The following is a 20,971-nucleotide window of genomic DNA, read 5'->3' as shown; positions in this document are numbered from 1 at the left end:
GGCACGGGCCGTACGAGGTACGACCCCGCCCCGAGCCGCCGCGACGCCCCCCGCCGCAGCCCCTACAGCGCCCCCTTGCGGGTGAGGTGGTTGAACGACAGCCACCCCGGCAGCACCGGCAGCCACAGCGTCAGCAGACGGAACAGCAGCACCGCCGGAGCCGCGACCTCCTTCGGCAGCCCCACCGCGATCAGACCCACGGTCAGCGTCGCCTCGACCGCGCCCACACCACCCGGCGTCGGCGCGGCGGAGCCCAGCGCGTTGCCCGCGAGGAAGACGACCGCGACGCTCGCGATGCTGAGGTGCGCCGACTCGTCGCCGAAGGCGCGGATCGAGGCGTCCAGGCACATCACGAAGCAGCCGGTCAGCAGGAGCATGCCGCCGATGCCGGTGACGAGCTTCTGTGGCCGCTGGAGCACGTCCAGCATGCGCGGCACGACCCCCGCGAACAGCGACCGCACCCGCGTGACCACGAACTTCCGCAGCAGCGGCACCGAGGTCACCACCAGCACCAGGACCGCCACCGTCAGCAGACCCGCGATGACCGTGCGGGACGGCGACAGCGAGGGCGTCTTCTCGGTACCGGTCAGATAGCCGAAGGACAGCAGCATCAGGATGTGACAGCCGAGCCCGAACAACTGCGAGGCACCGACGCTCGCCACCGCGAGACCCGGCCGTACGCCCTGCCGCTGGAGGAAACGCGTGTTCAGCGCGACACCGCCGACCGCCGCCGGGGCGACGATCTTCACGAAGGACCCGGCGACCTGCGCCGCCACCGTCCGCACGAACGGCACCCGCTCCGGCACGAACCCGAGCAGCGCCATCGCGGCGGCCACGTAGCTGAGCGCGGAGAAGCCCACCGCCGCCGCCACCCAGCCCCACTGCGCCTGCGCGAACAGCGTGCCGAACTCGATGTGGGTGAGCTGGGTCAGCAGGAAGTACCCGCCGATCGCGCCCGCGATGAAGCTGATCAGGGTACGCGGGCGCACCCGCTCCAGGCGGGCTGGCTCCACCGGCGCCTGCGGCCGGATCCGCAGCACCTGGTGCCGGATCTGGGTGAGCAGGTCCTCCTCGCGAGCCTCGTCGATCGCCTCGTCGATGGCGCGCTTCTCGGCGCGCTGCTCGGCGCGGACCGTCTTCTTGTCGGGCTTCTCGGGAAGAGCCGTGCCCTCCTTGGACGCCGCTTCGAGCCGCGCCTGCTTGGCCAGCCGGGAGGACTCCAGGACCGCCTCGCGCTCGCGCTCGGCCCGCTCACGGGCCAGCTTGCGCAGGGTCGCGCGGGTGGAGCGGGTGAGCGCGATGGGCTGGAGCATCGGCAGACAGCCGGCCACCGCGTCCGGGCCGAGCACCTTGACCGCCGAGGCGACGGCACGCTCGGCGCCGACGCGCAGACCGAGCGTGGTGAGCATCTGGGCGACGTCCATGCGCAGCAGCAGGTCGCCCGCCGCGATCTCGCCGCCGCGCAGCTCGGTGAGGATCACCTTGCCGGAACGATCCACCAGTACGGCGTCGCCCGCGAGCCTGCGGTGCGCGATCCGCCGGGACTGCAGCGCCCGCACCTGGTGCCAGACCTTGTGGAGCAGCTCGTCGGTGATCTCGTCGTCGGGCAGGGCGTCCAGGGTGCGGCCGCCGGTGTGCTCGTAGACCAGCATCACGGCGTCGGGACCCAGCTCGGAGGTGGCGATGAGCTTGGGGGCGTTGGCCCCGGCGGCGGCGGTCGCGTAGGCGAGGAGCGCCTCCTGCTCCAGGGACTGTCTGAGCGACTGGAGGCTGGAGCGGGTGGCGAAGCCGCGCAGGGTGAGGTTGCGCCAGGCGCGGTAGAAGAAGCCCTGCGCCTGCTGCTCGCGGTCGACGACCGTGACGTCCAGCGGGGGACCGTCCTCCAGGGTGACGAAGTAGCGCCGCCCCCGGTCGCCGTTCTCCGACTCCGGGACCTCCTCGCGGACCGCGCTGACCGGGTGGAAGCCGACGGTCCGCAGGCCCGCCATCAGGGTGCGCCCGGTGGGCCGTACGTTGGGCGAGCCGACCGCGTAGAGGGTGCCGTAGGCGATGGTCCAGCCGATCAGCACGGTCAGGATGATCGCGAACGGGGTGGTGTAGCCGGTGACCAGCATCGAGAACGCGTCGAGCAGCAGCACGATCCACAGCACCGCCCGCCAGCGGGGTCTGCGGGACATGCCGACGGCGGTCATGTACGCGATGACCGGCGCGAGATAGCCGTGCACCGGGTCGGTCAGCGCGTGGATGTCGCCCGGCGCGGGCTGGGTCAGCGCCTCCTGGATGGAGGCGGGCGCCGCCCGCGCGACCCAGAGGTCGGTCGCGAGCGTCACGCCGTGCGCGAGGACGGCGGCGAGCACGCCGTCGGCGATGCGCAGACCGTCGCGTTTGATCAGCCGCTCGATGGCGAAGGCGACGGGGACGAGCAGGATCGCGATGCTGGACGCCAGCCCCGCGATCTTGATCAGCAGGTCGGGCGCCTGCCCGGTGCCCTTGTGGATGTCCTGTTCGAGACCCGAGGTGGTGCCGTGCGCGAACGCGGCGAGCGCGAGCAGCAGCGCGATGGCCAGCAGACCGATGCCGAGCCGCATGAGGTCGGAGGGGCGGTGCACGCGCGCGGGGAGCAGCGGTTCGTCGCCCTCGACCTCACCGGGGTGCGCGTCGTCGCCACCGGAGTGGCGCTGACGGGCCGGGATCTGCGGCGGCCAGAAGCGGCGCCCCTCCGGCTCGCGGCTCTCCGGCTCGCGCCCTTCGGGTTCGCGGTCCTCCGGCACGCCCGGGTCGCGTCCCCGGTCCGTGTCGTCAACCGGACCCTTACGGGAGTCGTTCGAACCCGTACGGGAATCGTCGGAACCCTTGCGGGAGGTGTCTGGACGCGCGGCCGCGCCAGGGGTGCCCTCCGCGTCCTCGGGGTGCACACCCTGCTGCTTCATGGTCTCTTCTTGGTCTCGTATCACCGGTCACCGCCCGGACGATGGTGGCACGTCCGACCGGCACAAGGGGGCATCAGGGTGCGAATCAGGGGGTCGGTGGTGGGGTCGGTGGTCCTCCGTACCCGTTGTCGGCGCCGTGCGGCAGGATGGGGCGGATGAGCGAGCAGAGCCCCGCCGCCGACGCCCACGAAGGGTCCGACGGCGCCCGCCAAGGGTCCGGCGACGCCCTTCCCGAGTACGCCGAGCGCGTCCTTGAGGTGGCCGAGCTGATCCCGTCCGGCCGGGTCATGACGTACGGCGACGTCGCCGAGTGGCTGGAGGACGAGCGCCGGGAGCGCACGGCCGGTGCCGGGCGCCCCGAGGGCGGACCGCGCCAGGTGGGGCGTGTGATGGCTCTCTACGGCGGCGCGGTGCCCTGGTGGCGTGTGGTGCGGGCCGACGGCGCGCTGCTGCCGGGCCACGAGCGGCGCGCCCTCGACCACTACCGGGCCGAGGGCACCCCGCTGAAGGAGCCGGGCGGCAGCGGGCGCGGCCGGATGCCCCGGCTCGACATGCGGCGGGCGCGGTGGGACGGCGAAACGGGCACGGAAGGTCACACCTGACAGCTTCCGGCATCGCACGCCGCCGACGGGCACGCGCGGCCCGCGGGGGACACACGAACGGCGCACCGGAACCCGTAGGGGACGCACCCCACCCCCTACGGCACGCACCCCACCCCCTACGGCACGCACCCCACCCCCTACGGCACGCACTCCGCCCCCTACGGCACGCACCCGGTCCCTTACGGGACGTACCCGGCGCGTCCGGGAGACACCGGGCACGTCCGAGGGATGGCGTACGTTCGTGGGGCGGGGGCTTTGCGCGCCGCGCGTGCCGCGTGCCTCCGCCCACCCGTACGACCACCAGGACCACCAGGACCGGCGAACCACTTGAGCTCCTCTTCCTCCACCGGGCGCCTGCCGCACCCCCAGGGGCGGCAGGCGATCCGTGGCGCCTACCGACTGGTGCGTACCCCGCCCGCGCGGTTCGACCCCCCTCGCCTGGACGCCGGACAGCGCGCCGTGGTTGAGCACGAGGCGGGACCGCTGCTCGTGCTCGCCGGACCCGGCACCGGCAAGACCACCACCCTGGTCGAGTCCGTCGCCGCGCGCGTGGCCCGGGGCGGCGACCCCGACCGCATCCTGGTGCTGACCTTCAGCCGCAAGGCCGCCGTCGAGCTGCGCGACCGGATGGCCCGGCGCATGGGCGCCGCCCGCGCGCCCCGCGCCACCACCTTCCACTCGTACTGCTACGCCCTCGTCCGCGCCCACCAGGACGCCGACCGCTTCGCCCAGCCGCTGCGGCTGCTCTCCGGACCCGAGCAGGACGTCACCGTGCGCGGACTGCTCGCGGGCCAGCCCGAGCTGGAACGGCTGGGTCTCGCGCACGTGCGCTGGCCCGACGAGCTGCGCGCCTGCCTGACCACGCGCGGCTTCGCCGACGAGGTGCGCGCCGTCCTCGCGCGCACCCGCGAGCTGGGGCTCGGTCCCGAGGCGCTGGACGCCTTCGCGCGCGGCATCGGCCGTCCCGACTGGCGCGCCGCCGCCGCCTTCCTCGCCGAGTACCTGGACGTCATCGACCTCCAGGGCGTCATCGACTACGCGGAACTCGTCCACCGCGCGGTGCTCCTCGCCCACCGCCCCGAGTACGCGTCCGGTCTCGCCGCGCGGTACGACGCGGTGTACGTCGACGAGTACCAGGACACCGATCCCGCGCAGGTACGGCTGCTGCGCGCGCTGGCCGGGGGCGGGCGCACGCTGGTCGCCTTCGGCGACCCCGACCAGTCGATCTACACCTTCCGGGGCGCCGACGTGAACGGCATCCTCGACTTCCCCGAGGTCTTCCCGCGCGCGGGCGGCGCCCCGGCGCCGGTCCAGGTGCTCGGCACCTCCCGCCGCAGCGGCGCGGACCTGCTCGCCGCGACCCGCCTGATCACCCAGCGGATGCCGCTGCGCCGCCTGCCCGCCGACAAGGTGCGCGCCCACCGCGAGCCGACGGCGGTGCGCGAGGGCGGTCGCGTCGAGGCGTACACCTACCCGACGCCCGGCACCGAGCTGGACAACATCGCGGACATCCTGCGCCGCGCCCACCTGGAGGACGGCGTCGCCTGGAGCGACATGGCCGTCCTGGTCCGCGCGGGCGCCAGCATCCCGGTCCTGCGCCGCGCCCTCACGGCGGCGGGCGTCCCCCTGGACACGGACGGCGACGACGTCCCGCTCCGCCACGAACCGTCGGTCGCTCCGCTGCTGACGGCACTGAAGGTGGTGGCGACGGCGGAGGCGACGGGGTCGCCGTCCGGCGGGGGAGCGGCGGGCGGAGCCGTGGCGGCCGTCGTCGACGGGGAGCCGCTTCCGGGCGCGGCCGAGCGGCCCGTGTCCGACATGGTCGATGTGGCTGCCCCGGCGGACGCAGCCGACCCGGCGGAGTCGGCCGACCCGGCGGCATCGGCCGCCGACGCGCGCCCGGAACCCGGCGCATCGGCGCGCACGGACGCCGGGGAACCGGTCGGCACCGCGTCCGGCGCCGGGGTGGGCAGGGGCGAGAACCACCCCGCCCCGACCCCGGCCGACCAGACCCCGCGAACCCCCGGCGGGACCTGGCTGGACGCCGAGACCGCGCTCACCCTCCTCACCTCCCCCCTCGCCGGGATGGACGCCGCCGATCTGCGGCGGCTCGGGCGGGCGCTGCGGGAGGAGGAGCGGGCGGGGGGCAACCCGGTGCCGCCGCCCTCCGACGAGCTGCTGGCGCGCGCGCTCGCGGAGCCGGAGCGGCTGGCCGTGCACGACCCCGCGTACGCGCGCGGGGCGCAGCGGCTCGGCGCGCTGCTGCGCAAGGCGCGCACGCGCCTGGCCGAGGGCGGTACGGCCGAGGAGGCGCTGTGGGACCTGTGGAACGGCACACCGTGGCCCAGCAGGCTGGAGCGCGCCGCCCGGCGCGGCGGCGCGGCGGGCCGTAACGCCGACCGCGACCTGGACGCCGTGTGCGCGCTGTTCGCGACCGCCGCGCGCGCGGAGGAGCGCGTCGGCGGACGCGGCGCCCTCAACCTCCTGGAGGAGCTGGCGGCCGAGGACATCGCCGCCGACACCCTCACCCGCCGCGCCGTACGCCCCGACGCCGTACGTCTGATGACCGCGCACCGCTCCAAGGGTCTGGAGTGGCGCCTGGTCGTCGTCGCCGGGCTCCAGGAGGGCGTGTGGCCCGACCTGCGCCGCCGCGGCTCCCTCCTGGAGGCCGACCGCATCGGCCGGGACGGACTGGCCGAGCCGCTGACCCCGGGCGCGCTGCTCGCGGAGGAGCGCAGGCTGTTCTACGTCGCCGCCACGCGCGCGCGTGACCGTCTCGTCGTCACCGCGGTGAAGGGCGCCTCCGACGACGGCGACCAGCCCTCCCGCTTCCTGACCGAACTCGGCGTCGAGCCCCGGGACGTCACCGGGCGCCCGCGCCGCCCGCTGTCGGTGTCCGCGCTCGTGGCCGAGCTGCGCGCCACCACCGTCGACCCGGACGCCTCGCCCGCGCTCAGGGAGGCGGCCGCGCGCCGTCTGGCCCGCCTTGCGGCGCTCAGCGACGACGAGGGGCGTCCCCTGGTGCCCGCCGCGCATCCCGACCGCTGGTGGGGCATGTACGAGCCGACCGAGAGCAAGGTGCGGCTGCGCGACCGCGAGCAGCCCGTCGTGCTCTCCGGCAGCGCCCTCGACCAGCTCGCCAACACCTGCGCGCTCCAGTGGTTCCTCGGCCGCGAGGTCAAGGCGGCGGCGCCCGCGACCGTCGCCCAGGGCTTCGGCAACGTCGTGCACGTCCTGGCCGACGAGGTCGCCTCGGGGCGTACGCCCGCCGATCTCGACGTCCTCATGGAGCGCCTGGACTCGGTGTGGAACGCGCTCGCCTTCGACGCGCCATGGAAGTCCGCGCAGGAGAAGGACAACGCGCGCGCGGCTCTCGAACGCTTCCTGAACTGGCACGTCCTGGACCGCGCCACGCGCACCCCGGTCGCCAGCGAGCAGGACTTCGACGTCACCCTGGAGGCGGGCGCGTACAAGGTCCGCATCCGGGGTCAGATGGACCGCGTGGAGGCGGACGGCGCGGGGCGCGCCTATGTCGTCGACTTCAAGACCGGCAAGAACGCCCCCACCTCCGCCGAGGTCGCCCGCCACCCGCAGCTCGCCGTGTACCAGTTGGCCGTGGCGGAGGGCGCCGTGGACGACGCCTTCGGCGGCACCCGCCCTGAGCCCGGCGGCGCCGAACTCGTCCAGCTCCGCCAGGGCGCGGTCAAGAAGGACGGCGGCGAGAGCCGGCCCAAGGTGCAGACCCAGGAGCCGCTGGAGGGGGAGTGGGTCGGGGACCTGCTGGCCACCGCCGCCGGAAAGGTCCTGGACGAACGGTTCACCCCCACCACCGGACGCCAGTGCACCCACTGCGACTTCCGTGCCTCGTGCAGCGCCCGCCCGGAGGGGCGGCACGTGATCGAGTGAGGACGCGCGGAGTGACGTACGGCACTGGGCGCACCTCCTGACCTGCGCGGACGCCGTCCCGCGCGCCCAGTTGTCGGTGCCCGCCGCTAGCCTCTGACGAATGTCCGCGCGCATCACCGACCCCGAACAGCTCAAAGAGCTGCTCGGCATCCCCTTCACCCCGGAGCAGACGGCGTGCATCACCGCGCCGCCCGCCCCGCAGGTGATCGTGGCCGGAGCCGGTTCGGGCAAGACGACGGTGATGGCCGCGCGCGTGGTCTGGCTGGTCGGCACCGGACAGGTCGCCCCCGAGCAGGTGCTCGGGCTGACCTTCACCAACAAGGCGGCGGGCGAACTCGCGGAGCGCGTCCGCAAGGCGCTCGTCAAGGCAGGGATCACCGACCCCGACGCCATCGACCCGGACAACCCGCCCGGCGAGCCGGTCATCTCGACCTACCACGCCTTCGCCGGACGGCTGCTCACCGACCATGGTCTGCGCCTCGGTCTGGAGCCCAGCTCCCGCCTGCTCGCGGACGCCACCCGCTACCAGCTCGCCGCACGCGTACTGCGCGAGGCACCGGGCCCGTATCCCGCCCTCACCCGCTCCTTCGCGGACCTGGTCGGCGACCTGCTCGCGCTCGACTCCGAGCTGTCCGAACACCTCGTGGACCCCAAGGAGCTGCGCGCCTGGGACGCCGGGCTCCTGGAGACGCTCCAGGGCGTCAAGCTCAGCAACGCCGACCTGCGCAAGGTTCCGGAGACGCTCGCCGCACGCCGGGAACTGGCCGGGCTCGTCGAGCGCTACCGCGCCGCCAAACGCGCACGCGACCTGCTCGACTTCGGCGACCAGATCGCGCTGTCGGCCCGCCTCGCCGGTATCCCCGAGGTGGGCCGGGTGCTGCGCGAGGAGTTCCGGGTGGTCCTCCTGGACGAGTACCAGGACACCTCCGTCGCCCAGCGCGTGCTGCTCGCCGGACTCTTCGGCGCGGGCACCGGGCACCCCGTCACCGCCGTGGGCGACCCCTGCCAGGCCATCTACGGCTGGCGCGGCGCCTCCGTCGCCAACCTGGACGACTTCCCCGAGCACTTCGCCCACGCCGACGGCACGCCCGCCGGGCGCCGGGCGCTCAGCGAGAACCGCCGAAGCGGCGGCCGCCTGCTCGACCTCGCCAACGGACTCGCCGCGCCCCTGCGCGCCATGCACGAGGGCGTGGAAGCCCTGCGCCCGGCACCGGGCGCCGAACGCGACGGCATGGTCCGCTGCGCCCTGCTGCCCACCCACGCCGAGGAGATCGCCTGGCTCGCGGACTCCCTCGCCCATCTGGTGCGCACCGGCACCCCGCCCGGCGAGATCGCCGTCCTGTGCCGTACGGCGGGCGACTTCGCGGAGATCCAGGGCGCGCTGGTCGCCCGGGACGTGCCGGTCGAGGTCGTCGGGCTGTCCGGGCTGCTGCACCTGCCCGAGATCGCGGACCTGGTCGCCGTCTGCGAGGTCCTCCAGGACCCCGGCGCCAACGCCGCCCTGGTCCGCCTGCTGACCGGACCCCGCTGGCGCATCGGCCCCCGCGACCTCGCCCTCCTCGGCCGCCGCGCCCGGCTGCTCGTCGCCCACGCGGACGCGGGCGGCGACGACCCCGACCGCAGACTCGCCCAGGCGGTGGAGGGCGTGGACCCCGCCGAGGTCACCTCGCTCGCGGACGCCCTGGACACCTTCCTGGACGCGGGCGCCGAGGACGACGACGGGCTGCCGTTCTCCCCGGACGCGCGCGTGCGCTTCGCCCGGCTCGCCGCCGAACTGCGCGACCTGCGCCGCTCCCTGTCCGACCCGCTCATGGACGTGCTGCACCGGGTCCTCGCCGTCACCGGTCTCGAGGTGGAGCTGTCGGCCTCCCCGCACGCGCTCGCCGCCCGCCGCCGCGAGACCCTGGCCAACTTCCTCGACGTGGCCGCGTCCTTCGCCGCCGGAGACGGCGAAGCCACCCTGCTCGCCTTCCTCGCCTTCCTGCGCACCGCCGCGCAGTACGAGAAGGGGCTCGACAACGCGCTGCCCGGCGGCGAGAACACCGTCAAGGTGCTCACCGCGCACAAGTCCAAGGGCCTGGAGTGGGACGTGGTCGCCGTCCCCGGGCTCGTCACCGGCACCTTTCCCAGTACGCAGGGACGCGACAAGTGGACCGCGCAGGCCAAGGTGCTCCCGCACGCCCTGCGCGGCGACACCGACACGCTGCCCGACGTGGAGACCTGGGACGCCAAGGGCATCAAGAGTTTCCACGAGTCCATGAAGGCGCACCAGCACACCGAGGAGCTGCGCCTGGGCTACGTCACCTTCACCCGCCCCCGCTCCCTCCTGCTCGGCTCCGGCCACTGGTGGGGACCCAGCCAGCAGAAGCCGCGCGGACCCTCCGACTTCCTCCAGGCGCTGCACGACCACTGCGCCGCCGGGTACGGCGAGATCGAGGCGTGGGCGGCGGAGCCCGCCGAGGGCGAGGAGAACCCCGCCCTGCACACGGCGGACGACGACCAGGTCTGGCCGCTCCCGCTGGACCGCGCCGCCTTCGAACGCCGCCAGGAGGCAGCCCGCGTCGTCCGCGCCCACCTGGACGCGCCGGACGGACCGCCGCCGGTGTACGAGGACCCCGAGTGGCCGACGGCACCGCGGGACGAGGAGCCGTACGACGAGCCCTACGACGAGCCGCCGTACGAGGAGGGCCCCTACGGGCCGGACCCCGAGGACCCCGAGGACTGGGAGCGGCTGAGCACCGAGCGTCCCCTGATCCCGCACCAGACCCCCGCCCCCGAGGACACCGGACCCCTGGTGGAGATCCCCGGGGAACCCCCGGCGCCCGAGCCGACCCCCGCCCCCGCGGAACCCCTGGACTTCGAGGACCCGCTGACCCCCGAGGAGGCCCGCACCCTCGCCTCCTGGGACCGCGACCTCGACGCGCTCGCCGCCGAACTGCTGCGCGGCAGGCGCGCCGTCACGGACGTCCCCCTGCCGGCCACGCTCACCGCCACCCAGGTGCTCCAGCTCGCGGAGGACCCCGACGGGCTCGCGCAGGAACTCGCGCGCCCCATGCCGCGCCCCCCGCGCCCGGCCGCACGCCGGGGCACCCGGTTCCACGCCTGGGTCGAGGCGCGTTTCGAGGAGCTGACCCTGCCCCTGCTGGAACCGGACGAGCTGCCCGGCGCCGACGCCGAGATCGCGGACGAGGCGGACCTGGAGGAGCTGAAGGCGGCCTTCGAGCGCACCGATTACGCCCACCGCACGCCCTACCGCGCCGAGGTCCCCGTACAGCTCACGCTGGGGGGCCGGGTCGTGCGCGGGCGCATCGACGCCGTCTACAAGGACGGCGAGGGCGAGGAGGCGACGTACGAGATCCTCGACTGGAAGACCGGCCGCAGCCAGAGCGCCGACCCGCTCCAGCTCGCCGTCTACCGGCTCGCCTGGGCCGAGCAGCAGGGCGTCCGGCCCGAGTCGGTCACCGCCGCGTTCCTGTACGTGCGCACCGGCGACGTCGTCCGTCCGGCGGATCTGCCCGGTCGCGCGCAACTGGAGCGGCTGCTCGGCGGGGAGTCGGGCACGGGGGAGACGCCATCCGGCGACGCCGAGGCGGTCACGGGCGGCGGCGACAGCCCCGGCGGGGACGCGCGGACGTCCGACGGCGGGGAGAAAGGGGCCGGTCGGGGGAGCCGAGTGTGACGAACCGCCCGGAGAGGATGTCCGCGCGGGCCGATAGGCTCGTCCGTATGAGCCAGACCCCGGACAGCGCCGTCCACGCGTACATCGAGCGGCACCGCGCCGCCTTCCTCGACGACCTAGCCGCGTGGCTGCGCATCCCCTCGGTCTCCGCCCAGCCCGAGCGCGCCGAGGACGTGCGCCGCAGCGCCGACTGGCTCGCCGCCGCGCTCACGGAGACCGGCTTCCCGGTCGCCGAGGTCTGGCCGACCCCCGGCGCCCCGGCGGTGTACGCCGAGTGGCCCTCCGACGACCCCGGCGCCCCGACCGTCCTGGTCTACGGCCACCACGACGTGCAGCCCGCCGCCCGCGAGGACGGCTGGCACAGCGACCCCTTCGAGCCCGTCGTCCGCGACGGAAAGCTGTACGCGCGCGGTGCCGCCGACGACAAGGGTCAGGTGTTCTTCCACACACTCGGCTTCCGCGCCCACCTCGCCGCGACCGGCCGCACCGCCCCCGCCGTCAACCTGAAGCTGATCGTGGAGGGCGAGGAGGAGTCCGGCTCGCCGCACTTCCGCGCCCTGGTCGAGGAGCACGCCGACCGGCTCGCCGCCGACGTCGTGATCGTCTCCGACACCGGCATGTGGTCCGCCGACACCCCCACCGTCTGCACCGGGATGCGCGGGCTCGCGGAGTGCGAGATCCGCCTGGAGGGTCCGTACCAGGACATCCACTCCGGCTCCTTCGGCGGCGCCGTGCCCAACCCGGCCACCGCCGTCGCCCGCCTGGTCGCCGCCCTCCACGACGACGAGGGGCGCGTGGCGATCCCCGGCTTCTACGACGGCGTGGTGGAGCTGACCGACCGCGAGCGCGAGCTGTTCGCGGAGCTGCCCTTCGACGAGGAGCGCTGGCTGCGCACCGCCAAGTCGCACGCCACCCACGGCGAGACCGGCTACAGCACCCTGGAGCGCATCTGGGCCCGCCCGACCGCCGAGGTCAACGGCATCGGCGGCGGCTACCAGGGCGCGGGCAGCAAGACGATCATCCCCTCCTCGGCGCTGGTGAAGCTGTCCTTCCGGCTGGTCGCCGGGCAGGACCTCGGCGAGGTCGAGAAGGCGGTCAGCGCCTGGGCCGCCCACCAGGTGCCCGCCGGGATCCAGCTCGACATCCGCTTCAGCCCCGGCACCCGCCCGTGTCTGACCCCGCTGGACCACCCCGCGCTGCGCTCCGTCGTACGCGCCATGGAGCGCGCGTTCCAGGGTCCGGTCCGCTTCACCCGTGAGGGCGGTTCGGGACCCGCCGCCGACCTCCAGGAGGTCCTCGGCGCCCCGGTGCTCTTCCTCGGCATCTCGATCCCCTCCGACGGCTGGCACGCCCCGAACGAGAAGGTCGAGCTGGACCTCCTCCTCAAGGGCGTCGAGACCACCGCCTACCTGTGGAGCGACCTCGCCGAGAACGGGGACGCCCCCTGACCGGCGGCCACGGCACCGGGCGTCCGCCCGCGCCCGGCACACTGGAAGGAACGCCCCGACCGCCCCACCGCACCCCAGCCGGTGCCCTCCGCCCTATGTCCCGTCGAACCGCCCGTCGAACCGAACCGTTCCATTGGGGGAGTTGGAAGCACCCGTGACCACCTGGACCGACCACACCGCCGACCGACCCATCTCGCTGACCGCCCCGAGCGGCATCGACCGCGCCGCCCACCACCGGCTCGACGAGGCATGGCTCGCGGCAGCCTGGAGCCACCCCTCCACCCGCTGCTTCGTGGTCTCCGGCGGCCAGGTCCTCATCGACGAGACGCCCGACGGGCGCACCGAACTCGTCATGACGCCCTCCTTCGAGGCGCCGCTCACCGAGGCCCACCGCTATTTCCTCGGCGAGGACGAGGACGGCGTCAGCTACTTCGCCCTCCAGAAGGACTCGCTGCCCGGCCGCATCGACCAGTCCGCCCGCCCCGCCGGGCTGCGCGAGGCGGGACTGCTGCTCTCCCCGCGCGACGCCGGGCTCATGGTGCACGCGGTCGGGCTGGAGAACTGGCAGCGCACCCACCGCTTCTGCTCCCGCTGCGGCGAACGCACGGTCATCGCCGCCGCCGGGCACATCCGCCGCTGCCCCGCCTGCGGCGCCGAGCACTACCCGCGCACCGACCCGGCGGTGATCATGGCCGTCACCGACGAGCAGGACCGCATCCTGCTCGGCCGCCAGGTCCACTGGCCCGAGGGCCGCTTCTCCACGCTCGCCGGGTTCGTGGAGCCGGGCGAGTCCATCGAGCAGTCGGTGCGCCGCGAGGTCTTCGAGGAGGCGGGCATCACCGTCGGCCACGTCGAGTACGTCGCCAGCCAGCCCTGGCCGTTCCCGTCCAGCCTGATGCTCGGCTTCTTCGCCCACGCCACCTCCACCGAGATCGACGCCGACGGCGAGGAGATCGAGGAGGCACGCTGGTTCTCCCGCGAGGAACTGGGCGCCGCCTTCGAGTCCGGCGAGGTCCTGCCGCCCTACGGCATCTCCATCGCCGCCCGCCTGATCGAGATGTGGTACGGCAAGCCGCTCCCGACGCGGAGCGCGTTCTAGGGCGTGCGGACATACGAGAACCCCGGTGGCCCGCCGCAGGGCTGCCGGGGTTCTGGCATGTACGGAGGTCAGGCGCCGAGCGCCTGCTTCACCTGGGCGAGGCTCGGGTTGGTCATCACGACCTCCTGGCCACCGGCGGCGGGGACGACGCGCACGGTCGGCACCGTCTGGTTGCCACCGTTGGCCTTCTCCACGAACGCGGCGGACTCCGGGTCCTGCTCGATGTTGATCTCGGTGTAACCGATGCCCTCGCGGTCGAGCTGGCTCTTCAGCCGACGGCAGTAGCCGCACCACGTCGTGCTGTACATCGTCACAGTGCCCTGCATGGTCTCTCGCGCTCCTCAGCAGCTCGGGAAGGGGTCGTGCAGTGGGGGAACGCGCGAGAGCGGAGCGTCATTCCCGCGCCGCGACGGCCACCGCGGGAGCGGCGGCCGCTGTGACACCCGCCGCATTAGTACGACCGCAGGGTCCCGCCTGTGGACAACGGGCGCGGTCGTCCCGGGCGACCTGGCAGCATGGCTGTGTGACAGCAGCAACGCACTCCCCTCTCTTCCCGCGGACACCGGACTCGGCCGACGCGGTGCTGGAAGGGCTCGACCCCGAGCAGCGCGAGGTCGCCACCGCACTGCACGGGCCGGTGTGCGTCCTGGCCGGAGCGGGCACCGGCAAGACCCGCGCCATCACCCACCGCATCGCCTACGGGGTGCGCGCGGGCATCCTCCCGCCCTCCAGCGTGCTCGCCGTCACCTTCACCAACCGCGCCGCGGGCGAGATGCGCGGGCGGCTGCGCCAGCTCGGCGCCCAGGGCGTGCAGGCGCGCACCTTCCACTCCGCCGCCCTGCGCCAGCTCCAGTACTTCTGGCCGAAGGCGGTCGGCGGCTCCCTGCCCCGGCTCGTCGAGCGCAAGATCCAGCTCGTCGCGGACGCGGCCGTCGCCTGCGGGCTCCGCCTCGACCGCAGCGAGCTGCGGGACGCCACCGCCGAGATCGAGTGGTGCAAGGTCACCCAGACCGTCCCCGCCGACTACGCGTACGCGGCCGCGAAGTCCGGCCGCGACACCCCCCGCGACCCGGCCGAGATCGCCCACCTCTACGCCGCCTACGAGAACCTCAAGAGCGCCCGCTCCGTCATCGACTTCGAGGACGTGCTGCTGCTCACCGTCGCCGTGCTCCAGGACCGGCACGACATCGCCGACCAGGTGCGCTCCCAGTACCAGCACTTCGTGGTGGACGAGTACCAGGACGTCAGCCCCCTCCAGCAGCGCCTGCTTGAGCTGTGGCTCGGCGACCGCGACAGCCTGTGCGTCGTCGGCGACGCCAGCCAGACCATCTACTCGTTCACGGGAGCAACGCCCGACCACCTCCTCGACTTCCGCGAGCGCCACCCCGGCGCCACCGTCGTCAAGCTGGTCCGGGACTACCGCTCGACGCCCCAGGTCGTCCGCCTGGCCAACGGACTGCTCGCCCAGGCCCACGGCCGCGCCGCCGACCACCGCCTGGAACTGATCTCCCAGCGCGGTGCCGGACCCGAGCCCGTCTACGTCGAGTACACCGACGAGCCCGCCGAGGCCGAGGGCGCCGCCCGCCGCATCCGCGAGCTGATCGACGCGGGCGTCCCCGCCGCCGAGATCGCCATCCTGTTCCGCACCAACTCCCAGTCCGAGACCTACGAGCAGGCCCTCGCGGACGCCGGAGTCCCCTACCAGTTGCGCGGCGCCGAGCGCTTCTTCGACCGTCCCGAGGTGCGCCGGGCCGGGGTCGCGCTGCGCGCCGCCGCCCGCTTCGGCGGCAACGACTCCCTGCTCGACGAGGCCGTCGACCTGCCCTCCCAGGTGCGCGCCGTGCTCTCCGGCGAGGGCTGGACCGCCCAGCCCCCGGCCGGCTCCGGCGCCACCCGCGAGCGCTGGGAGTCGCTGGCCGCCCTCGCCCACCTCGCCCAGGACTTCGCCGCCGCCCACCCCGGCGCCGCCCTCTCCGACTTCGTCGCGGAGCTGGACGAGCGGGCCGGCGCCCAGCACGCCCCCACCGTCCAGGGCGTCACCCTCGCCTCCCTGCACGCGGCCAAGGGTCTGGAGTGGGACGCCGTCTTCCTGGTCGGCGTCGCCGAGGGCATGATGCCGATCACCTACGCGAAGACGGACGAGCAGATCGAGGAGGAGCGCCGTCTCCTCTATGTCGGCGTCACCCGCGCGCGCGAACGGCTCCACCTCTCCTGGTCCCTCTCCCGCGCCCCCGGCGGCCGCCCGAACCGCAAGCCCAGCCGCTTCCTCGACGGGCTGCGCTCCGGCACCACCCCCACCGTCGGCCGCACCGGCACCGGCGCCCTCGGCGGCATCGAGCGCGGCACCGGCGCCATCGGCGGCACGGTCGGCGGCACCGGCGGCGGTCTCCTGGCGGTCCCCCGGCGCACGCAGCGCACCCCGGCCCGCTGCCGGGTCTGCGGCCGCACGCTCACCGAGGCGGGCGAGATGAAGCTGATGCGCTGTGAGGACTGCCCCTCCGACATGGACGAGGGGCTGTACGAACGGCTCAGGGAATGGCGCTCGGTCGAGGCAGGGCTCAGCGGCCAGCCGGACTTCTGCGTCTTCACCGACCGCACCCTGATGGCCATCGCCGAGACCTGCCCGGACACCCCGGCCGAACTGTCCCGCATCCCCGGCGTCCTGGACCGCAAACTGCGCCGCTACGGCGCCGACGTCCTGGCCATCTGCGCGGGCGCCGAACCCGCCGCGGAGCCGGGGAACGACGACCCGACCGACCCCCGCAACGACCCCGAGAACACGGCGGAGGACGCGCGTTGACGACTGATACGAACTCGTCGAAAAAATAGTTTGCGCACGCCCCGCGAATCCCCATAGGTTCTAGACACGGAAACGGCGGCCTTCTCGGAGGCTGTGATTCCGTGCTGTACTTGTTTATCCGACGGACCGGTTCTCTGGTCCCCCAAGGCGCCGAAAGGAGGCGAGTCCCGTGATCAGCATCAACACCAGCATCCTCAGCAGCTCGGCCAAAATGACCGATCGCTCGACCGTCTCCCTGTGCATGTTCGGCGCCTTTACCCAGGGCACCGGTGTGTCCGGCATTCCCGCCGGTCGCCCCGCCTCCGCCCTGTCCCTCGCGGGTCTCCCTGTCCGCGAGCGGAATGAGCGACCGACCAAGGCACTGGAAGCGGTAGAGGCACAGGCACACGCCTATGCCTTCGCGGCCGGTGCCGGATTCCAGCAGCAGACGACGCAGCACCACCTGATGTGGGCCTTCCGTGGGCCAGAACCCTGGAGCGATCCAGCCTGACAGTCGATCAGGCCGGCGCCTTCAGGGCCGCGGAACCCCACCCGGGTACCGCGGCCCTTCTGTTTTCCCCGAACGGGGTCGACGGAGCGAAGGAGCCTCGGGACAAGGAACGACCCGGTACCCAGCCGACACCCGGTCAACCGGCCGGAAACGAAAAGACGAGGAAGACACCCCGTGCAACTCGAAGCGCACGCCCCGTCCGTACCGCCCTCACAAACGCTCCCCCCGCCCGGCCCCACGGAGGACACCACCTTGTTCCCCCTCACCGCGCTCACCGCGCTCGACGACGCCATCGAGAGCCTCGGCACCCCCGTACCCTGCCGGTCCTACGACCCGGAGGTCTTCTTCGCCGAGTCCCCGGCGGACGTGGAGTACGCCAAGTCCCTCTGCCGCACCTGCCCGCTGGTCGAGGCATGCCTCGCCGGGGCCAAGGAGCGGCGCGAGCCCTGGGGCGTCTGGGGCGGGGAGCTGTTCGTCCAGGGGGTCGTCGTGGCCCGCAAGCGGCCCCGTGGCCGCCCGCGCAAGAACCCGGTCACGGCATGAACACCCCAGGAACGATCGACCGCCCCCTCACGCACGACCCCATGAAGCAGGCCCCGATGAAGCCGTCCACCAGCGAGCCCACGCGCTCCGCGACCTCAGACCTCACCACCCACGGCGTGACCGGTTCGCGCCAGAAGAACAGGACCCGAGAGATGCAACTCATCCCAGAAGCCCTGGCCCGTGCGCATATGCACGAGCGCCTGCAGGACGCCGAGCGGGAGCGTCAGGCCGTGCGCCTGGCCACCGCGCGGCGGATGCAGCGCCGGGCGGAGCGCGCCTCGCTGCGTGCCCGCCGGGCGCTCGCCATGGCCGTCATGCAGTAGGCGCGCACACCCGAGGCAGTACACCTTCTCCCCGCGGGGGCCGGTCCGTCCGACGGACCGGCCCCCGCGGCGCGTCTCTCACGCCTCGGCCGCGGGCGCCTCCGGCACGTCCTCCTCGTCGGCGGACACCTCGTCCGGGGACTCCTTGCCGACGGACTTCTTGGCGGTGGACGCCTTGGTGGTGAACTCCTTGACGACGAGCCGCTCGTCCACTGCCTCCCCGTTCAACTCCTCCTCCACGAAGCCGTCTTCGAGACTCTCGCCCAGGCCCTCATCCAGGGTTTCGCCCAGGCCCTCCTCCAGGCCCTCGCCCAAGGTCTCGTCCAGCGGCTCGTCCTCCACGAAGCCGGGCAGCCAGTCCTCCAGCTCCTGCCGCAGCCGCACCGTCGCGCCCAGTTGGCAGAGCACGCCGATGGTGCTGAGGGTCACGCGGTGTATCAGGAGATAGGCGGGCGGCAGGTTGAGCCGCTTGCCGAGTTGGTAGGCAGGGGAGCGGGGGTCCGCGACCCGGCCCGCCTGGCCGCGCATCCACGAGCGGGTGAAGGTGAAGGCGTCGACCCGGGCCGGTTCGATGATCGGCAGGAGATAGTCGAGCACCGCGTCGGGGTCCAGCTCGATGGACTCCTTGATGAAGCCCTCGCCGCACAGCAGCCGGTAGACACTGTCGGCGTCGCCGTCGAGCGTCAGCCGCAGCGAGATCCCGATCGGCATCGGAAGCCCGCCCGCGAGCCGGTCGACCGTGCCGAAGTCCAGCACGCCCAGACGCCAGTCGTCCTCGCCGTCGGGACCGCCCGGCAGCAGCCGGAAGTTGCCCGGGTGCGGGTCGGCGTGCAGCAGACCGGTGCGGGCCGGGCCGGAGAAGAGAAAGCGGGCCAGCAGTTGCCCGGCGCGGTCGCGCTGCTCGGGGGTGCCGTCCGAGATGATCTCCGAGAGCGGGATGCCGTCGATCCACTCGGTCACCAGGACCTGCTCGCACTGGTGCACCACCGCCGGGACCAGTACGTCCGGGTCGTCCGCGAACTCCGCCGCGTGCGCGGACTGCGCCTGCGCCTCCAGCGCGTAGTCCAGCTCCTCGGAGACGCGGTCCCGCAGCTCCGTGATCAGCGGCTTGATGTCCATGCCCGGGATGAGCGGGCCCAACAGCCGGGCGAACCGGCTGAGTTGGCTCAGGTCGGAGAGCAGCGCCTCACCGGCGCCCGGGTACTGCACCTTGACCGCCACCTCGCGGCCGTCGTGCCACACCGCCCGGTGGACCTGCCCGATGGAGGCAGCGGCCGCCGGTTTGTCCTCGAACTCGAGGAACAGCTCCCGCCACTCCACGCCGAGCCGCTCCTCCAGCACGGCGTGCACCGTGCGGGTCGGCATCGGCGGCGCGGCTTCCTGGAGCTTGGTCAGCGCGGCACGGTAGGGACCGGCGACCTCCTCGGGCAGCGCGGACTCGAAGACGGACAGGGCCTGCCCGAACTTCATCGCGCCCCCCTTCAGCTCACCGAGCACCTTGAAGAGCTGTTCGGCCGTGCGCTGCTGGAGCTCCCGGCCGACGATCTCCGCCGACTCGCCCACGATCCGCTTGCCCAGCCCCCACGTGGCCCGGCCGGCGAAGCCGAGCGGGAGCGCGGCGAGCTTGGCGGTCCGGGTGACCGCCTTCCGGGGAAGATCAGACATGCGCCCTCCAAGTCCCTGTCGGCCCCGCCGCGCCCGACTCGCGTCGTCGCCCGGCCGACGGCCGTTGCACCGCCATTGTCGCGCGCGGCACCCCGCTGGTTGAGGAGTGCTCCCCCTTTGCGGCTCCCTTTCCCTTCCCTTTTCCTTTCTCCAGTGCTCCGCAGACGCATGCGGGGTGCGGGGCGATCGATCGAGAGTGCCAGGTCAGAGCGGGCAGGGACGCCTCCCAGCGGGTTCCGGCGCTGGACGGGGAGCCGCCGTCGAGGAAGGTGAGGGCGTGCGCGGCGGCGAGTCCCGCCACCGCGACGGCCAGCGTGAGGTCACAGGCGCCCACCCGGCGCGCCGTAGCGCACCGCCACTGGGTGACCAGGCGCGGATACGCGGGGTCACCGTCCGTGCGCTCCTCGTGCAGACAGCCCGCACAGCTCGTCTCCCCGGGCAGCACCAGCGGACCGACCACACCCGTGCCCTCCACCACCCCGGCGTAGAGATGCGGTGTCCCGGAGGTCATCAGCCGCTCGGTGGTGAACGGGTCGGGCGCGTGCACGGCCACCTCGTCGCGCGGCGCGACGATCACCAGGGACAGACCCGCCTCCACCGGACCGGACCCGGCGTGCGGGGAGGCGCGGGCCCGGCGCGGCGGACGGTCCGGCGCGGCGCGGCGCACGGCGGCCCGCGCCGCCTCGTCCCGCCGCTCGCCCACCGACTCGGCGGGCAGTCCGCCCGGCGCCACGTCCCACGGCTCCACGCGCCCCACGTCCCGCACGTCGACCTCGCCCACCCCGGCACCCGACAGCAGCGCGGCCAGCACCGTCCCGACCCGCCCCGCTCCGTGCACCCGTACCCGCAGCGCACGGCGCGCGGCGAGCAGCCCGAGCGCGGCGCCCGGCTCGGAGGTGGACAGCGACAGCGAGGCGAGGTCGGGTCGCAGCCGGTCCAGGGCGTCCCCTCTCTCCCGCAGCGCCTGCGCGTCCGGCGGACCCTTCCGCAGGTCGTCGAGCAGTCCCGCCCGGCCGAGGCGCCGCAGCAGGGCGTCCACGTGTTCGTCGGGCAGGTCCATACGGCGCCCCTCCTCGCGCAGCAGCGGCAGCCCCCGCGTGCCGTTGAGCAGCCGCAGGAAGCTGCCCGTGGCCGGGTCCACCGGGCCCAGCGTGATCGCGTGCGCCGGGGTCATGCCGAACTGCACGGTGTTCAGATCGCGCCAGCCCTGTCGCAGCGCCGGCTTCACCATCGGATGCATCACAGAACCCCCGTCACCCTTCGTGTCGCACAGATCCGTCCCGGCGGGCCGGACGGGCTCCGCCTTCGAACGCCAGCATGGCCGGATCGCCGGAAACCTGCCCGGAGTTGTCCACAGGCACGGGGTGATGGTCGTACGAGCATTTCGTATGCGAGTCGCCCGTGGGTCCGACGGAACAAAACGCACATAAGGGGCGCATGGTCGACAGGGGAGCGGTATCCGGCCGTCAGAAGGGGGACTTCGGCG

13 protein-coding genes are annotated in these 20,971 nt (G+C 73.8%); 9 read left to right on the top strand and 4 right to left on the bottom strand.

The window, feature by feature from the left end:
* Positions 1 to 62 precede the first annotated feature (62 nt).
* Positions 63 to 2,930 (bottom strand): lysylphosphatidylglycerol synthase transmembrane domain-containing protein, encoded by a 2,868-nt coding sequence (locus IF655_RS13770; protein ID WP_199585014.1) that lies wholly within the window; start codon positions 2,928 to 2,930, stop codon positions 63 to 65.
* A gap of 155 nt (positions 2,931 to 3,085) precedes the next feature.
* Between IF655_RS13770 and IF655_RS13765 the strand changes: the two genes are divergently transcribed.
* From IF655_RS13765 to nudC, 5 genes are all read left to right on the top strand, one after another.
* Complete coding sequence (locus IF655_RS13765; protein ID WP_199585013.1) at positions 3,086 to 3,532, top strand: MGMT family protein; 447 nt, start codon at positions 3,086 to 3,088, stop codon at positions 3,530 to 3,532.
* 327 nt (positions 3,533 to 3,859) lie between these two features.
* The gene (locus tag IF655_RS13760; RefSeq protein ID WP_199585012.1) at positions 3,860 to 7,438 is read left to right on the top strand and encodes an ATP-dependent DNA helicase; all 3,579 of its coding nucleotides are present in this window, start codon (positions 3,860 to 3,862) and stop codon (positions 7,436 to 7,438) included.
* A gap of 100 nt (positions 7,439 to 7,538) precedes the next feature.
* Positions 7,539 to 11,117 (top strand): ATP-dependent DNA helicase, encoded by a 3,579-nt coding sequence (locus IF655_RS13755; RefSeq protein ID WP_199585011.1) that lies wholly within the window; start codon positions 7,539 to 7,541, stop codon positions 11,115 to 11,117.
* Between the two features lie 47 nt (positions 11,118 to 11,164).
* The gene (locus IF655_RS13750; protein WP_199585010.1) at positions 11,165 to 12,565 is read left to right on the top strand and encodes a dipeptidase; all 1,401 of its coding nucleotides are present in this window, start codon (positions 11,165 to 11,167) and stop codon (positions 12,563 to 12,565) included.
* 154 nt (positions 12,566 to 12,719) lie between these two features.
* Positions 12,720 to 13,664 (top strand): NAD(+) diphosphatase, encoded by a 945-nt coding sequence (gene nudC / locus IF655_RS13745; protein WP_199585009.1) that lies wholly within the window; start codon positions 12,720 to 12,722, stop codon positions 13,662 to 13,664.
* Positions 13,665 to 13,732: 68 nt separating this feature from the next.
* Here nudC and IF655_RS13740 read toward each other — a convergent pair whose 3' ends face one another.
* Positions 13,733 to 13,990 carry a mycoredoxin gene (locus tag IF655_RS13740; RefSeq protein ID WP_199585008.1) on the bottom strand — a complete coding sequence of 86 codons (258 nt, stop codon included), beginning with the start codon at positions 13,988 to 13,990 and terminating at the stop codon, positions 13,733 to 13,735.
* Between the two features lie 197 nt (positions 13,991 to 14,187).
* Here IF655_RS13740 and IF655_RS13735 point away from each other — a divergent pair, with 197 nt between their 5' ends.
* From IF655_RS13735 to IF655_RS13720, 4 genes are all read left to right on the top strand, one after another.
* Positions 14,188 to 16,464: an ATP-dependent DNA helicase UvrD2 gene (locus tag IF655_RS13735; protein ID WP_307814920.1), complete on the top strand. Its 2,277-nt coding sequence runs from the start codon at positions 14,188 to 14,190 to the stop codon at positions 16,462 to 16,464.
* 169 nt (positions 16,465 to 16,633) lie between these two features.
* Positions 16,634 to 16,954 (top strand): hypothetical protein, encoded by a 321-nt coding sequence (locus IF655_RS13730; protein ID WP_199585007.1) that lies wholly within the window; start codon positions 16,634 to 16,636, stop codon positions 16,952 to 16,954.
* 174 nt (positions 16,955 to 17,128) lie between these two features.
* Positions 17,129 to 17,497 (top strand): WhiB family transcriptional regulator, encoded by a 369-nt coding sequence (locus IF655_RS13725; RefSeq protein ID WP_199585006.1) that lies wholly within the window; start codon positions 17,129 to 17,131, stop codon positions 17,495 to 17,497.
* Positions 17,494 to 17,820, top strand: a complete 327-nt coding sequence (locus IF655_RS13720; RefSeq protein ID WP_199585005.1) for a hypothetical protein — start codon at positions 17,494 to 17,496, stop codon at positions 17,818 to 17,820. Before IF655_RS13725 ends, IF655_RS13720 begins: the two co-directional genes overlap by 4 nt.
* A 78-nt stretch (positions 17,821 to 17,898) precedes the next feature.
* Here the strand turns inward: IF655_RS13720 and IF655_RS13715 are convergent, their stop codons facing one another.
* A complete protein-coding gene (locus tag IF655_RS13715) occupies positions 17,899 to 19,485 on the bottom strand; it encodes an AarF/ABC1/UbiB kinase family protein (RefSeq protein WP_242488719.1) in 1,587 nt (528 codons plus the stop codon).
* Entirely contained in the window at positions 19,478 to 20,725 is a 1,248-nt protein-coding gene (locus IF655_RS13710; protein WP_199585004.1) for a TOMM precursor leader peptide-binding protein, read from the bottom strand. The genes IF655_RS13715 and IF655_RS13710 overlap by 8 nt, the downstream gene beginning before the upstream one ends.
* Positions 20,726 to 20,971: the final 246 nt, after the last annotated feature.

This window comes from Streptomyces sp. DSM 110735 (genome assembly GCF_016482685.1).
Lineage (GTDB): Bacteria > Actinomycetota > Actinomycetes > Streptomycetales > Streptomycetaceae > Streptomyces.
The sequence above is the reverse complement of the archived record's forward strand: the minus strand, read 5'-3'. Positions and strand labels throughout refer to the sequence as shown.

Coding starts and splice junctions, on each gene's coding strand:
- IF655_RS13770 (WP_199585014.1), bottom strand. CDS start 2,930: ATGAAGCAGCAGGGTGTGCACCCCGAGGACGCGGAGGGCACCCCTGGC.
- IF655_RS13765 (WP_199585013.1), top strand. CDS start 3,086: ATGAGCGAGCAGAGCCCCGCCGCCGACGCCCACGAAGGGTCCGACGGC.
- IF655_RS13755 (WP_199585011.1), top strand. CDS start 7,539: ATGTCCGCGCGCATCACCGACCCCGAACAGCTCAAAGAGCTGCTCGGC.
- IF655_RS13750 (WP_199585010.1), top strand. CDS start 11,165: ATGAGCCAGACCCCGGACAGCGCCGTCCACGCGTACATCGAGCGGCAC.
- IF655_RS13740 (WP_199585008.1), bottom strand. CDS start 13,990: ATGCAGGGCACTGTGACGATGTACAGCACGACGTGGTGCGGCTACTGC.
- IF655_RS13720 (WP_199585005.1), top strand. CDS start 17,494: ATGAACACCCCAGGAACGATCGACCGCCCCCTCACGCACGACCCCATG.
- IF655_RS13715 (WP_242488719.1), bottom strand. CDS start 19,485: ATGTCTGATCTTCCCCGGAAGGCGGTCACCCGGACCGCCAAGCTCGCC.
- IF655_RS13710 (WP_199585004.1), bottom strand. CDS start 20,725: ATGCATCCGATGGTGAAGCCGGCGCTGCGACAGGGCTGGCGCGATCTG.